We start from the raw sequence: 15,907 nt of genomic DNA on the forward strand, positions 1-15,907 counted from the left end.
TTTTACACAATTATTCACTTTCCACAGCGAGGGTCGCTGTTGGATCAATTAATCTTTGCCACAACTTGCAAACGACCTCTCGGGTATCTTGCCAATCTTTAGCATTGACTTGCATGTTATGATTTGCAAGTGCTAGACGATGGCTTTCGGCGCGTTCACTGAGATAAGCTTGAATCAAGGCAACTGCATCATCACTGGATAAGCGATTTGTTTTTGCAGCATCCTCTAGGATTCGTACATTGTCGGAATAATGGGCGAGATCTTGATTCGTCCCACTCCAGGCTAACACCATATACTGTGCCATAAATTCAATGTCAACGATACCACCTGCATCTTGTTTTAAATGAAAAATGCCATCTTTTTTTTGCTCTTTTGATGAACCAAGATGATCTTTCATTTTCTGACGCATGTTTAATACTTCTAGGCGTACAGTTTCCTCTTCTCTCGGCAATGTGAGAATACGGCAACGTAATTCTTCAAATTTTGTTCTTAAAATTTGTTCACCCGCAATCGAACGTGCCCGTACAATCGCTTGATGTTCCCATAACCATGCATTTTTAAGCTGATATTGTTCAAAAGCTTTCAGGCTCGTGACCAACAAGCCTGCTTCTCCCGAAGGACGTAGACGAGTATCAATTTCATAGACTCGACCATCTAAGGTCTGTGTGGTCATGAGTGATAAGAACTTTTGTGCAACACGCATTGCAAACTCAAAACCACTAATCACTTTATGACCATCTGTATCTGCTTGTTCATCCATATAATGAATAAAAACCAAATCTAAGTCTGAACCATAACCTAACTCTATTCCACCGACCTTGCCATAACCAATGACCGCATACGCCATGTGATCCAATGAACAACGTTTTCCTTCAACATCAACAGGATAACCATGTCGTTTTACAACAGTTTGATAAGCGAGGTTGAGTGTTGCATTCACAGAAACCTCAGCAATATCTGTTAAGGCATCAGACACTTTCATTAACGGACTTTCAGCAAGTACATCACTAGCAGCAACAGTCAACACATTGGATTTTTTGAATAAACGCAAAACTCGCATTTGATCTTCAACTTGATCTATTTCAATGCGAAGTAATTGTTGTCGTAGCGAATCCTCTAAATCTTTGCGTTTTGGCAACTCAAAATCCATCGATAAAAATTCATCGAGTAATACTGGATAATGGGTCAACTCCTCACAAATCCACGGACTGACTGTGGCCATTTTTACCAGTCGCTGCAACGCACCTTTACTCTCTATCAGCATGACTAAGTACACTGTACGGCGCATGACAGATTCAACCAAAGGCATCAAACGCATCAACGCAATTTGTGGTTTATCTGACTGTAAAATGGCTTCAATCAAATGTGGCCAAAACTCTTTTAAACGCTGCACAGCTTTAGCAGGTAATTTTTTGATTGCATGTCCAAACCAAAACTCATGAATCAAATTCTTGGCATTGTCATCCAATATAGCGTCTAACTGCTGCTCTAATTGACTAAAACTTTCTGTTGGTGATTCTAGACCTTTTTCTTTGATCAAATGCTCAAACTGATAAATCACCTTACTGCGCTTTTGATTCAGGTATTCAGTAAAACTATCCCAATCATCAAATTCTAAAGTATCAATAATACGCTGACGTAACTCAGGCTCTGTTGGTAAAGACTGCGTTTGTTGATCATTCAAAGCCTGAATCGCATGTTCAACACGGCGTAAGAATAAATATGCATCTTCAAGATCCAAAACGGATTGCTGATCTAATAAACCCACTTCACCTAAGTGTTGTAGGCTAATTAAACATTGACGGTCTTGTAACTCTAATTTAGATCCACCATAAATAAGCTGGAATACTTGTACAATAAATTCAACTTCACGAATTCCGCCTGCACCTAACTTAATATCATCAGCAATATTGCGACGTGCTACTTCACGCTCAATCATGGCTTTCATTTCACGCATTGCTTCAAAAGCGGTGTAGTCCACATACTTACGGAATACAAAAGGTCTTGTCATATCTAAGAGTTCTGCACCCTCTTTTCCGCCAGAAACAATACGTGCCTTAATCCATGCGTAACGTTCCCATTCACGTCCATGCTGACTTAAATATTTTTCTAAAGCAGCATGACTAATCGCCAAAGCAGAGCCATCACCCCAAGGGCGTAAGCGCATATCAACACGGAATACAAAACCATCTGCTGTGATATGTTCAAGCAGATAAATGATTTTCTGTCCCCAATGGATGCAAAACTGTTGAACATCAATACATTTACGTCCATTGGTTTCACCCTGTTCATCAAAGGCGAAAATTAAGTCTATATCACTCGATAAATTCAGTTCTTGTGCGCCCAATTTCCCCATGGCAATCACAATTAAATCTTGCACTTTCCCATTATATCCAACAGGTTCACCATGCTTTGCAAGCAATGGAATACGTGCGAAATCTTTGGCAACGTTAATACTTGCATCGGCAAAATCAGAAAGTTCACGTGTGAGTGTAACCACATCAGTGAGTTGATTGGCATCTTGCCAAATCCAGCGAAACATCAGACGTGCACGTAAAATACGTAGCGTTTTCATCCAGCGTATTTCATCGTGAATATTGACAAGTTCGTGATGAATCAGCTGTTGTATTTGTTCTGTGCTGAGTGATTGCTGAAATTGATCGATTGCATAATCTTGTTCTAAAGCAACTTGATGTAAACCTAATACTTGTTCTGCATACTGACTGGCATGTAATGTTTTTTGCAATTGCTCAGCATTCATTGGGGAAAGCTCGTACGTCTATTTTCTCAGTTTATTTATAGCAGCTTGGCTTGGCTTTAGGGGAAGATTTTGTATTTTTCTTAAAACATTAAGATCATAAAATAAACAGTTATTTTTATCTTCAAAAATATAAGCAGCTTTTTTAATTTTAACTCAAGTTTGCACAACTTCATTTGAGGATAAAGTTAAATGAGGTTCTTTGGCTGTAGGCAACAATACTTTAAATATTGTCCCCTCACCTTTACTTGAGCTTACTGAAATTTCACCATGATTTAGATCAACAAAACGCTTACACAGCACTAAACCTAAGCCTGTACCTTTTTCACCCGTTGTACCTTTAAGACTCACTTTAATTTTTGGTTCAAATACTTGATCAATTTGAGATTGCGTCATCCCAAGCCCAGAGTCTTTGATCATAATTTCAATATTATTCCCCACACTCTTGGCGGTCACACTGACTTTCCCCGTACCATCTGTATGGGTAAATTTTAAAGCATTGGACACTAAATTTTGAATAATCGAAGTCACCATATTCATATCTGCAAAAACAGTTAAATCCGCAGGTACATCTTCAATCAGTTCAATGTTCTTTTTAACAGCTAAAGTATTTAAAACATCATAAACAATTCTGGAAGTTTGTTTTAACTTAAAATTAATCGGATGATATTCAAATCGTCCACCTTCAGCCATTGCCCAATTGAGTAAGTTTTCTAGCAAAGAATACGTAGATTGCAACGTTTCATATAAATAATTGGCAATATTTTGCGCATTCGCATCATCCAAAGTCTCTCGCTCATTGGCAAGAACGTCTGAAAAACCGATCAGCCCATGGAAAGGTGCACGTAAATCATGCGCGATAATTTGAAAAAACTTTGTTTTACTAAAATTTAAAGCTCGTTCTTGTTCGTACAACTCATAATAGTCTTCAGATTCAAAATTTCTTTGTAATGTTGTCGTCAAACCCGAAGTTAACTCTTTCAATAAGTCTATTTGTTTCGCTGTAAATTCTGATATTTGCTGATCAAAAAAATAGACATGAGCTATCGATTCCTGCGTTTCAAATCGCAAGTCATAACACAACAACCGACGATGTTCGAGGCCTAAATTGGATAAATGTGCTGATAATTTTTTATAATGTGGATGATGTTGAGTGATGGCTAAATCATTTTCAAAATAGGTCGCAAAGTTTTTCTTATTTTGTACGAATAGCGCTTTGAAATCAGATTCTTCAGATGCAATCCATTTATAAGGTTCATTATGAAAAGTAAAAATTGCATTTCCGACATTCAAAATTGCACGTGCAATTCGCATAAAGCGTGCAATTTTATTATCAGCAGTATAAACACCCAACAATAAAGACAACTTACAAGCACTGAGCTGTTCTGCTTGATGAGCTTCTAAAACCTGCAATCCCATATTCACCTCATCTTGCCTTTCAGTTAATGAAGTCGCTTTTCAAAAATAACCTTTAAATATAAAGTTGCGTATTTAACCCTTCTAAGATAAGGAAATTCAATATATTGACGAAACACTACGTTTACAAATGTTCACATAAAATAATATAACAGTTATATTTTTAAATAAAACCAAATCTATTTAAATTTCGATAAAAATCACTCTTTTTTGTATCAATTTAAATTACTGTGTGATCAGCCATGAACTTACAGAGCAAAAACACCAAGTTGGTATCACTATTATTGTTCAAAAATTGGAAGGCCCTATTTTAAATGCCTTACTTGATAAAACTCGCTGATTTAATCGCACTTTAAATCTATAATCTATATTTTTCTCGCTATGAGATATTTTAATTTTATCGAATAGCGATCCTAAAACTCACTTTTATTTTCTTTCAAATCATTTTTCAACACGATGAAACTGCTCTTTTAAATTTTAAATAAGTCATTTTGAACAGATCATCTTGAAATAAGTTATCTTCATAAAAGACCAATTCGCTTATCCACACGCAATTGAGACAAAACTCTAAATTGATTCAGCAAAAATAATGCGATAAATGTCAGTTTTCAATCATTTTCCAGACTAAAAACAGCCGAAGTATATCGCATCAATATTGTAGTATTTTTTTGCGAAATGTCGTTATCACGGAACTTACGTTGACTGAGAAGCAATGAAGGCAGATACTCTTAAGGTTTATTTTAGCAAATCGGTTCATAGGAGCTGAGTAAAATTCACTCCTAAAACTCAATTCAACGTAAGGGGCTATATATGGCTGGTGGAAAGTCAACAATCATTTACACACTGACTGACGAGGCGCCATTGTTGGCGACTTATTCGCTGCTGCCGATCATTGAGACTTTTACTAAGCCGGCAGGCGTCGAGATCGTCAAAAGTGACATCTCAGTGGCCGTACGTGTACTCGCAGAATTTTCAGATTACTTAACTGACGAGCAGAAAGTACCTAATAACCTTGCAGAATTAGGTCGTCTTACTCAAGATCCAGATACGAACATTATCAAATTGCCGAACATCAGTGCTTCAGTTGCACAGTTAACATCGTGCATCAAAGAGCTTCAATCGAAAGGTTTTGCAATTCCAGATTATCCAGAAAATCCGACGACTGATGAAGAGAAAGAAATCAAAGCTCGTTATGGCAAATGTCTAGGTTCAGCAGTAAATCCAGTATTACGTGAAGGTAACTCTGACCGTCGTGCACCTGCTGCAGTTAAAAATTATGCGAAAAAACACCCTCATTCGATGAGCGAATGGAAACAGTGGTCACAAACCCACGTTTCGCACATGGAAGAAGGTGATTTTTATCACGGCGAAAAGTCAATGACGCTTGACCGTGCACGCAATGTGAAAATGGAACTCATCACAAAAAGTGGTGAAAACATTGTATTAAAACCAAAAGTCGCATTGCTAGATGGCGAAGTCATCGACTCAATGTTCATGAGCAAAAAAGCACTTTGTGATTTCTATGAGAAAGAACTTGATGATTGCCGTGATGCAGGTATTTTGTTCTCGTTACATGTAAAAGCAACGATGATGAAGGTTTCACACCCGATCGTATTTGGTCATTGTGTTAAAATCTATTACAAAGATGCATTTGAGAAACACGGTAAGTTATTTGACGAATTAGGTATTAACGTCAATAACGGTATGGCAGGTTTATACGAGAAAATCGAAACGTTGCCAACATCACTACGTGAAGAAATTATTGAAGATTTACATGCTTGCCAAGAGCACCGCCCTGCACTTGCAATGGTTGACTCTGCAAAAGGCATCACCAACTTCCATTCACCAAATGACGTGATCGTTGATGCATCTATGCCTGCAATGATCCGTGGTGGCGGTAAAATGTGGGGTGCTGATGGTAAGCAGTATGATTGTAAAGCTGTTATGCCTGAATCAACTTTCGCACGTATCTACCAAGAAATGATCAATTTCTGTAAGTGGAATGGTAATTTTGATCCGAAAACCATGGGTACAGTACCAAACGTTGGTTTGATGGCTCAAAAAGCTGAAGAATACGGTTCACACGATAAGACTTTTGAAATTACTGAAGCTGGTATCGCAAATATTACCGATCTTGACACGGGTGAAGTGTTGATGTCGCAAAATGTTGAAGAAGGCGATATCTGGCGTATGTGCCAGGTGAAAGATGCCCCAATTCGTGACTGGGTAAAACTTGCAGTAACACGTGCTCGTAACTCAGGCATGCCAGCAATCTTCTGGTTAGACCCATACCGTCCGCATGAAAATGAATTAATCAAGAAAGTTGAAAAATACTTGAAAGAGCATGATACAACTGGTCTTGATATTCAAATCATGTCGCAAGTACGTGCAATGCGTTATACGCTTGAACGTGTAGCTCGCGGTCTAGACACAATTTCCGTGACTGGTAACATCTTACGTGACTACTTGACTGACTTATTCCCAATTATGGAACTCGGTACTTCTGCGAAAATGTTGTCTATCGTTCCGCTTATGGCGGGCGGTGGTATGTACGAAACAGGTGCAGGCGGTTCAGCACCTAAACACGTACAACAACTTGTTGAAGAAAACCACTTACGTTGGGACTCACTAGGTGAATTCCTTGCGCTAGCAGTTTCTCTTGAAGAGCTTGGTCTCAAAGAAAACAATGTGCGTGCGAAATTGTTGGCGACAACTCTGGACCAAGCAACTGGCAAACTTCTTGATAATGACAAGTCTCCTTCTCGTCGTACTGGCGAACTAGATAACCGTGGTAGTCATTTCTATCTTGCATTGTACTGGGCGGAAGCGCTTGCTGCACAAAATGAAGATGCTGAATTGAAAGCCAAGTTTGCTCCATTAGCGAAAGCATTGGCTGAGAATGAAGATAAGATCATTGCAGAGCTTGCAGCGGTACAAGGTACGCCTGCAGATATCGGCGGTTACTATGCAGTTGATACAGCGAAAGTTGATGCGGTCATGCGTCCAAGTGCAACGTTAAACGCAACGCTTGCAGCTGCTCAATAAGTTAAATACGACACTGATTGAATCAGTAATGTAAAAAGAAAGCCGATGCCAATGCATCGGCTTTTTTATTCTTAAATTATAAAATCACAACGATCTAGGCGTATTCTTATCTTCTGATTTTGTAGAAAGTCAAAAATAGATACCTAATAAAAATCTGACTTATGAATATTATTACAAACAACTTTGAAAATATTTGAGAAAATATGATGAATAATAATGAGATACGATAAATAAAAACTTTTAGTTTCAGTTCACAAGAAAACAGATTATTTATTTTTTAAGCAATAAAAAACCCCAAGACTGAATGTGCTTGGGGTTTTCTAAATATCTGGTCCCGAGGGTCGGACTCGAACCGACACGTCATCGCTGACAGTGGATTTTGAGTCCACCGCGTCTACCAATTTCACCACCTCGGGAGAGGTTGTGTGCGTATAATAACGCGTTTAACTTTCTTGTCAACGATAAGTTATTATATTTGATTAATTTTAAATCATATCGCGTTTTTTTGGATTATAAAGCATCAATTTCAGCCATTAATTTGAAAAAAGACTATACTAGCCAAAGTTTTTAAATTTTAAATGCCAAATACTCTCTCCATGATGCAACTCTCTGATTTTAATTTTGACCTCCCTGACGAACTCATTGCACGCTACCCGCTTGAAACACGTAGCGCATCTCGCCTATTACATCTCAATGCCGATGGTTCTTACCAAGATCATCACTTTACTGACATTCTAGATTTATTCGATGAAGGTGATTTAATCATCCTGAATGACACCAAAGTCATGAAAGCGCGACTGAAAGGTAAACGTGCTTCAGGTGGTGCAATTGAAGTTTTGGTTGAACGTATTTTCGATCAAACCATTGCTCATTGTCATATTAAAGCCAGTAACTCTCCTAAAGCAGGTGCAGAGCTTTTTATTGGCCCTGATGAAGTTAAAGTGACTGTAACAGGTCGTCATGAAAATTTATTTATTGTCGAGTTTTCACAACCGATTTTAAAAGTATTGGATTTATACGGTCAGTTACCTATTCCACCTTATTTTAATCGTGAAGCTGAAGATATTGATACACAGCGCTATCAAACTGTGTTTAATGATCCAGACAAATTAGCAAGTGTTGCAGCACCGACGGCAAGCTTACATTTTGATGAAACTTTATTAGAGAAATTAGAGCAAAAGAATATTCAAAAAGCTTTTGTTACTTTGCATGTTGGCGCAGGTACATTTTTACCTGTCCGTACTGACAATATTGAAAATCATATCATGCATAGTGAATGGTGTGATGTGCCTGAAGAAACAGTAAAACTTATTCAAGAAACCAAAGCACGTGGCAATAAAATCATTGCCGTCGGTACAACAGCAACCCGTGCTTTAGAAAGCGCAGCTCAAGCATGTGGTGGGAAAATTGGAGCGTGGACTGGAGATACTCAAATCTTTATTTATCCAGGTTATCAATTTTGTGTGGTCGATCGTTTGATTACTAACTTCCATTTACCAGAATCTACATTATTAATGTTAGTTTCAGCACTTTCGAGTCGTGATTATATTTTAAATGCTTATAATCACGCAGTAGAGAGTCAATACCGCTTCTTTAGTTATGGTGATGCCATGCTCATTGAGAAGGCCAATTAAAACTTATTAACCTTTAAATCAGGCGTTGTAGTTAGATATGACGCCTGTTCTACACGTTTAAAACCCTTCAAAATCTTAAATTATAGTCTTTCACGACAACTTCAAAATTAGATTCTTTTCCACTTAAAATTATTGCATAATCATTGGGCTAGAACGCATTAAAATAATTTAAATCCAATTTTATTTAATGTTCAAATATAACTTCATCTTTGATCATGATGATTAAAATCACCCGTCTTTAGATTCGTATATGCCAATAGAAACTGTTGAACGACTCCTTCACATTCGAACTAAAAGAAATCAGCAAGTGATGCGAAATATTGCTCGCCTCTGGGAAATCGGTCAGAAAGCACAGTCTGCACAAGATATCTTGGATGGTTTGCATCCGTGGGGAGAGGTTAAAGATCTGTATTTTCATAATATTATTCCGCGACTTTTATTTATTTGTGGAATATTAACCGCATTATTTGGAATGCTGATTCATCATTTTATTCCTTATCCTTTGAGTCTTCTAGCAGGAGCATTGTGCTGTTTTGTTGCTTATTTAATTTATGAAGAGTGTGATCCTATTGATGAGGTGATCTATTTTTTAGAACAACGCATCATGTTTTTACGCTACGGATTACACTTCAACAAAACTCCCAACTATATGCCATCAACAAGCAATAGTTTATTGGTGATCAGTCAACTCAAACAAATTTTCCCTCTATTTTCTCAAGGCAATGTATCTAATGAAATAGAACAATTTGCTTCTACAACATGGCTTGAAGGTGAACAAGAACATCAAGTTATGCTATTCCATTATCATTATGTTGATGAATTTTACCTGCCGAACACTCAAGGTGAAAAACAAAAAATTAGGGAAACACATAAAAATCAATGGGGTGCTTTTATCTTTCAAATGCCTCCACTTGGCTTTGCAGCCAGTAATAAACATGATGAATTCATTGCACCTTATACACAAAGGTGGAAAACCAGTGATATTTTGGTCAATCAAAATTTACACATTTTTGGTTTAGATCAGCATCAACTCGCCCGAACCATCAGTCCAAGTATTACGCTAAAACTCAGTGATTTTTTTCAACACTATTCAGGTGATATTGTTTATCATTTTGAGGAAAATATGTTGTGTTATATGGGGGATCAAAATCTCTTTCATCTTTCACGCAGAAAACAAGATTTAAATGATATTTCACTACTTCGGGGACATTTAAGAACATTAACCATGCCTGAGTATGAAAAATTTAAACGGTGCATGTTAAACTTAATTTCATAATTCATAAGGAATAATCAAAATGGGGCTTATTGTATTTATTGGGATTTTTATCATTCTGATTGTTTGGGGTGTTTTGATTCGAAATAATATCGTCCGTTATTTCAATGCAACCAAACGCGCTTGGGCCGAAGTAGCCAATTTCGAACGCCAAAAAGTCAAAACATTGGAAAGCTTAGAACAAACTTTGGCGCAATATACCCAATTTGAAAAATCTACATTAGAAAAAGTCACTGAACTACGTCAACAAATCTTGAATTTGAACCTGAATAATACCGATGTTTCTCAGCTTCAACACATTGAGAAGTTAAACAAAGACTTAATGAAAAGTTTAAATGTTGTGGTTGAGAATTATCCTGAACTTAAAGCAGATACTTTATATGCGAAAATGATGGATGATATTCAAGAACAGAATGAAAATGTGGGAGCTGCCATCACGATTTTTAACCGTAATGTGGAAGAGTTTAATAATACGATTGAGATTTTTCCAAACAACATGATCAATACCATCACATTGGCAAAAAAATCAATTCGCCCATTTTCGGATAATATCGCAACGCAAAATTTTGATTACAAACCAAATTTCTAAATGATCCGTCATTCGATAAAAATATTAAAAACATCTGCCTTATGTAGATGTAAATGACTCAACAAAATTCTTAGCGCAGATCAATAGATTCAATTTTGAAGTAAAACTGAATAAATGCCTAAGAATTTTGTTTTTTATTTAACAAAATTAATATAAAATGTGAATTGAATCACAAATAACACTTTGTTGCTTTTGATTGTATCTGATCATTTTCAATCTACAACCAAAAGAATGATAAAGAAAATATGTCATTTGAAATTCAAATTTTTGATTTTGGTAATAATTTTTAGATTCTGTATTGACGTAAATGCAATGTATAAATAGATGAAGAACATTCACCATTGTCAAAAAGAATGATAGGCAATACAGAAGTCATTAACGTATATACTTTTAAGGTGCTTCTCTTTCTGAATAGTTTGAATAAAAAATTAATGATCAATAATACATTGATTCATTTAGAAAAATGAAAATGTTTACCGCATATAGAGATGACGATGCACAACCCAGTAGAAAAACAGCAAGTACTGTTGAAGACATTGATTATCGATGTTTTTCAGGAATTCTATTATCGTTATAAAAAACAAGGGCTTTATGCTTTTGTCATTGAAATTGATGAAACATTTTCGCTCCAAAGTTTTTTAGTCTCTACAGAAACATCTATCTTTAGTGATACTGAAGATAAACATCAATATTTGCTTGAACAAGACAAATGGAATCTTGCTAAATGGAAATACCGAAATAAAATCAGTGAAGAAAATAAACTCACTTTAAATAAAAACAGTAATTTTTCGGAACAAGATTCAGTTATTTCACTGATATTTCTAGATATTTACCCACAACAAGATCATCAAGAAAAGTTGAATTTTTACTTAGAAATTTTCACTCAAGCTATTTCATATTTAACCAAAATTTATAGCTTAGATCGTTCTCGGATTATATTTTTAATCAGTGCAAAGAACCAACCAAACATCATCATGGAAACCGCCCAAGAGCTAAATCCACCCTCTTCATTATTATTTGAATGTATTGCAGACTCTAAAATTCAGTCTAATACAATCAATCAGCTTCCCATTAAACTCAATCAAGCGGATAAAGATGTACTGATTGATTTAGCTCAAATTGTGGAAATGGTTGAGCCTTTTGACTCATTATTTGTCGCTCACCAAGCTTATTTACTCACATTTGAACCTGAATTTAATGAAGCAAATCTTCATATTCAAAACTTAGTTCGTCATATTTCAACCATAGATAACCATGACTTTGCACTCAGTAAAGAAGACATCATTGAAAGAATTCATTATTTTTATAAAACTTAAAGTGATATGTCGATTTTTTGATAATTTTGACTATCTATAAAACAAATTCAACGTCCAATCCCTTAACCCCTATATGAGAAATAAGAGAGATGAGCCATTGCTCATTTTTCTTTTTAGATTGCAAAAATCATTAGCTGATAAAACGATTAAATATTTTAAATCATCTGTAAAAACTGAAATCTCCCCTTCGTCATCGTACTTTTAAAATTTAAACATAATCAAAAACAACATGACTGGTATTCGACCACAAAATCAGGGAAAATAGTCTCCTTTTGCAATTATCAATCAGCGGACTGTTTTTCCGCCAGATTTAGGTCATTTATGAAGTTTGAAAAATTAGGTCAGTCGGGGCGTGCCCGTCGTGGTCGTTTAACTTTAGAACATGGTGTGATTGAAACACCTGTTTTCATGCCTGTCGGTACTTACGGTACTGTAAAAGGTATGCTTCCTCGTGATATTGAAGATATCAAAGCACAAATTATTTTGGGAAATACTTTCCATCTTTATTTAAGACCCGGTTTAGACGTCATTCGTGAACATGGTGGCTTACATGAGTTCATGAAATGGGGTAAACCGATTTTAACTGACTCAGGCGGTTTCCAAGTCTTCAGTTTAGGCGCAATGCGTAAAATTAAAGAAGAAGGTGTAACCTTCCGCTCGCCGATTGATGGTTCAAAAGTCTTCCTATCACCTGAAATTTCAATGGATATTCAACATACTTTGAATTCAGATATCGTGATGATCTTTGATGAATGTACGCCTTATCCTGCAACTCACGAAGAAGCTCAAAAATCATTGCAGCTTTCATTGCGTTGGGCGAAACGATGCAAAACTCAGCATCACGATGTATTGAAAAATAGAAATGCCCTGTTTGGAATCATTCAAGGCGGTATGTATGAAGACCTGCGTGAAGAGTCTTTAAACGGCTTAAAAGAAATTGATTTTGATGGTTTTGCGATTGGTGGTTTATCGGTTGGTGAACCTAAAGAAGAAATGATCAAGGTTTTAGATTATCTTCCTGCCAAAATGCCTGAAGACAAGCCACGTTATTTAATGGGTGTCGGTAAACCTGAAGATATTGTTGAAGCGATTCGTCGTGGTGTCGACATGTTTGATTGTGTAATGCCTACTCGCAATGCACGAAATGGACATTACTTTGTAACTGACGGTTTAGTGCGTATTCGTAATAGTCAATATCGCCATGATCAGCGTCCATTAGACCCACATTGTGATTGTTATACTTGTACGAACTTTACCCGTGCTTATTTATTCCATTTAGAAAAATGTGGCGAAATGCTGGCTTCAATGTTAGGCACTATCCATAACTTACGTTATTACCAACGTTTTACTCAAGATATTCGTGATGCATTAGACAATGGAACTTTTGATGAATACGTTGCAGATTTCTATCAACGTCGTGGTTTAGAAGTTCCGCCTTGTCCTGAGAACTAATGCCCCAATATAAATCTGCATTGAAGATTAATTCAACAGTATTTGCGCTGAACTCCAAGACAAGGTAAATTGCTGAACAAGTCAATTTAAAAGTCATGAAAATGACAAAATTTTTTAACTTTAGGAAACTGAAATGAGCTTATTTATTTCTTCTGCTCACGCTGCAGCCGCTCCCGCTCAAGGGCCTGGTATGATGGCAAACTTATTGATGATTGCAGTATTTGTAGCAATTTTCTACTTCCTCATTTGGCGTCCTCAAGCAAAACGTGCAAAAGAACATCGTAATTTAATCGAAAGTTTAGGTGTTGGCAGTGAAGTTGTATTTGCAGGTGGCTTAATGGGTCGCATTTTGAAAATTGATGGTGACTTTGCAGTTGTTGAATTAAGCAAAGGAAATGAAGTAAAAGTTCAACGTGCAAGTGTCATTTCAGTATTACCTGAAGGCACATTAAATAACCTTTAATCATAAAACGGTCGTGCATGAGCACGACTTTTTCATTTTAAGAAGAAAGCGAATGCGTTACCCTGCATGGAAATATATATTGATTCTAGTTGTTCTAGTAATCAGTACATTATACGCACTGCCAAGTCTGTATCCTGATGAACCTGCTGTTCAAATTTCTGGCGCCAAGGCAGGTACCACCATTGATCAGACTGTGATACAGAAAGCAGAGCAAATATTAAAAAGCGAAAATATTAACAGCCATGATAATACTTTCACCAACAACGCTGCTCTTCTACGTTTAAGTACGTCTGATGCACAGTTGAAAGCCAAAGATGCGTTAAGCAAAGGCTTAGGTGAAAACTATACTGTTGCGTTAAACCTTGCACCAACCACACCTGAGTGGTTGCAAAAAATTGGTGCCAAGCCAATGAAGCTTGGTTTGGACTTGCGTGGTGGTGTTCATTTCCTACTTGAAGTAGATATGGATAAAGCCATTGCACAGCGTATGGAAACATCTGCAGCAGATTTACGTCGTGAATTCCGTGAAAATAAAGTCAAGTTCAATAGCTTAACTTTAAATAACAACACGATTACGATTCAGTTTGCGAACAATGATGACCGTGCAACTGTCATGGACTTTTTACGTCGTGAAGGGAATAAATACAACCAACAAGCTTTAGCAACAGACACAGGTTCTACGCTAAAACTGACGTATAACGATACAACCAAGCAAGAAATCCAATCTTATGCATTGAACCAAAACTTAACGACTTTACGTAATCGTATTAACGAACTTGGTGTCGCTGAAGCATTGGTACAAAGCCAAGGTAGCAACCGTATTGTGGTTGAACTTCCTGGTGTACAAGATACAGCTGAAGCAAAACGTGTCTTAGGTCGTACTGCGAACTTAGAATTCCGTTTAGTTTCTGATTTAAATGATCAATATATTGACCGTATGACAGGTAAATATAATGGTCAGCCATTACCGCCAGGTACTGAAGTTTTTGCTTATGAATCTTTAGACAGCGGTAAAGAACTTTTATTAAATCGTAATCGCATCTTAACAGGTGAACGTGTTCAAAATGCATCAAGTGGCTTTAGCCAAGATACTGGTGGTTCTGAGGTAAACATTACCCTAGATACAGCTGGTGGTAAGTTATTGTCTGATGCAACACGTAATGCTGTTGGTAAACGTATGGCAGTACTGTTTATTGAAAATAAACAGAAAATTACCTCTGTTGCAGACCCTGTAACAGGCGCAATGACTGAAGTACGAACACCTTATACAGAATCTGTGGTGATCAATGCTGCAACCATTCAAGCGGTATTGGGTTCTTCATTCCGTATTACGGGCTTAGACTCTCCACAAGAATCTGCCGAACTTGCATTAATGCTACGTGCGGGTGCACTGGCTGCGCCAATGTATTTTGTAGAAGAACGTGTGGTTGGACCAAGCCTTGGGCAAGAAAATATTGATAAAGGTGTAACGTCTACGATTGTAGGTTTTGCCCTTGTTGCTCTGTGGATGGTGGTTTTCTTCCGTCTATTTGGTTTAATTGCAGATTTTGCCTTGGTTGTAAACTTGGCAATGCTATTGACGATTATGTCGTGGATTGGCGCATCCCTCACCCTTCCGGGTATTGCCGGTATCGTCATCACCATTGGTATGGCCGTCGATGCCAACGTACTGATTTGTGAGCGAATACGAGAAGAAATGCGCTGGGGTGCCTCACCCAAACAAGCCATTATCGCAGGTTATGATCGAGCATATAACACCATTCTCGACTCAAACTTAACCACATTCTTGGTTGCGTTTATCTTGTTTGCTATTGGTACAGGTCCAATCAAAGGCTTTGCTGTTACATTGATGATTGGTATTGTTTGTTCGATGTTTACTTCTATTACAGTAACTCGTGCAATCATCCAGTTGATTTATGGCAAAAAGCGTAACTTGAATAAGTTGAGCATATAAGGAGATC

General features: G+C 37.0%; 10 protein-coding genes and 1 tRNA gene. 8 read left to right on the forward strand and 3 right to left on the reverse strand.

All coding sequences use genetic code 11. The features are described from left to right. Nucleotides 1-10 precede the first annotated feature (10 nt). Nucleotides 11-2,761, reverse strand: a complete 2,751-nt coding sequence (gene glnE, locus GGG_RS0104615; protein ID WP_010112657.1) for a bifunctional [glutamate--ammonia ligase]-adenylyl-L-tyrosine phosphorylase/[glutamate--ammonia-ligase] adenylyltransferase — start codon at nucleotides 2,759-2,761, stop codon at nucleotides 11-13. A gap of 153 nt (nucleotides 2,762-2,914) precedes the next feature. Beyond that, the gene (locus tag GGG_RS0104620; RefSeq protein ID WP_010112658.1) at nucleotides 2,915-4,177 is read right to left on the reverse strand and encodes a sensor histidine kinase KdpD; all 1,263 of its coding nucleotides are present in this window, start codon (nucleotides 4,175-4,177) and stop codon (nucleotides 2,915-2,917) included. Nucleotides 4,178-4,984: 807 nt separating this feature from the next. Between GGG_RS0104620 and GGG_RS0104630 the strand changes: the two genes are divergently transcribed. Further along, nucleotides 4,985-7,219, forward strand: a complete 2,235-nt coding sequence (locus GGG_RS0104630; RefSeq protein ID WP_010112659.1) for an NADP-dependent isocitrate dehydrogenase — start codon at nucleotides 4,985-4,987, stop codon at nucleotides 7,217-7,219. Between the two features lie 329 nt (nucleotides 7,220-7,548). Here GGG_RS0104630 and GGG_RS0104635 read toward each other — a convergent pair. Beyond that, nucleotides 7,549-7,635: transfer RNA gene (locus GGG_RS0104635), tRNA-Leu, on the reverse strand. Nucleotides 7,636-7,818: 183 nt separating this feature from the next. Between GGG_RS0104635 and queA the strand changes: the two genes are divergently transcribed. The 7 genes from queA to secD all read left to right on the forward strand — a co-directional run bounded on the left by queA (nucleotide 7,819) and on the right by secD (nucleotide 15,900). Next, the gene (gene queA / locus GGG_RS0104640; protein WP_010112660.1) at nucleotides 7,819-8,853 is read left to right on the forward strand and encodes a tRNA preQ1(34) S-adenosylmethionine ribosyltransferase-isomerase QueA; all 1,035 of its coding nucleotides are present in this window, start codon (nucleotides 7,819-7,821) and stop codon (nucleotides 8,851-8,853) included. A gap of 250 nt (nucleotides 8,854-9,103) precedes the next feature. Next, nucleotides 9,104-10,129, forward strand: coding sequence for a hypothetical protein (locus GGG_RS0104645; RefSeq protein ID WP_010112662.1), 1,026 nt, complete (start codon nucleotides 9,104-9,106; stop codon nucleotides 10,127-10,129). 19 nt (nucleotides 10,130-10,148) lie between these two features. Then, nucleotides 10,149-10,715, forward strand: coding sequence for a LemA family protein (locus GGG_RS0104650; protein ID WP_010112663.1), 567 nt, complete (start codon nucleotides 10,149-10,151; stop codon nucleotides 10,713-10,715). 494 nt (nucleotides 10,716-11,209) lie between these two features. Beyond that, complete coding sequence (locus tag GGG_RS0104655) at nucleotides 11,210-12,031, forward strand: DUF4303 domain-containing protein (RefSeq protein WP_010112665.1); 822 nt, start codon at nucleotides 11,210-11,212, stop codon at nucleotides 12,029-12,031. Nucleotides 12,032-12,352: 321 nt separating this feature from the next. Then, nucleotides 12,353-13,483, forward strand: a complete 1,131-nt coding sequence (gene tgt, locus GGG_RS0104660; protein ID WP_010112666.1) for a tRNA guanosine(34) transglycosylase Tgt — start codon at nucleotides 12,353-12,355, stop codon at nucleotides 13,481-13,483. Between the two features lie 133 nt (nucleotides 13,484-13,616). Then, the gene (yajC, locus tag GGG_RS0104665; RefSeq protein WP_010112667.1) at nucleotides 13,617-13,946 is read left to right on the forward strand and encodes a preprotein translocase subunit YajC; all 330 of its coding nucleotides are present in this window, start codon (nucleotides 13,617-13,619) and stop codon (nucleotides 13,944-13,946) included. 52 nt (nucleotides 13,947-13,998) lie between these two features. Next, nucleotides 13,999-15,900 (forward strand): protein translocase subunit SecD, encoded by a 1,902-nt coding sequence (secD, locus tag GGG_RS0104670; RefSeq protein WP_010112668.1) that lies wholly within the window; start codon nucleotides 13,999-14,001, stop codon nucleotides 15,898-15,900. The last annotated feature ends 7 nt before the right edge of the window (nucleotides 15,901-15,907 follow it).

This window comes from Acinetobacter sp. P8-3-8 (assembly GCF_000214135.1).
Classification (GTDB): Bacteria; Pseudomonadota; Gammaproteobacteria; order Pseudomonadales; family Moraxellaceae; genus Acinetobacter.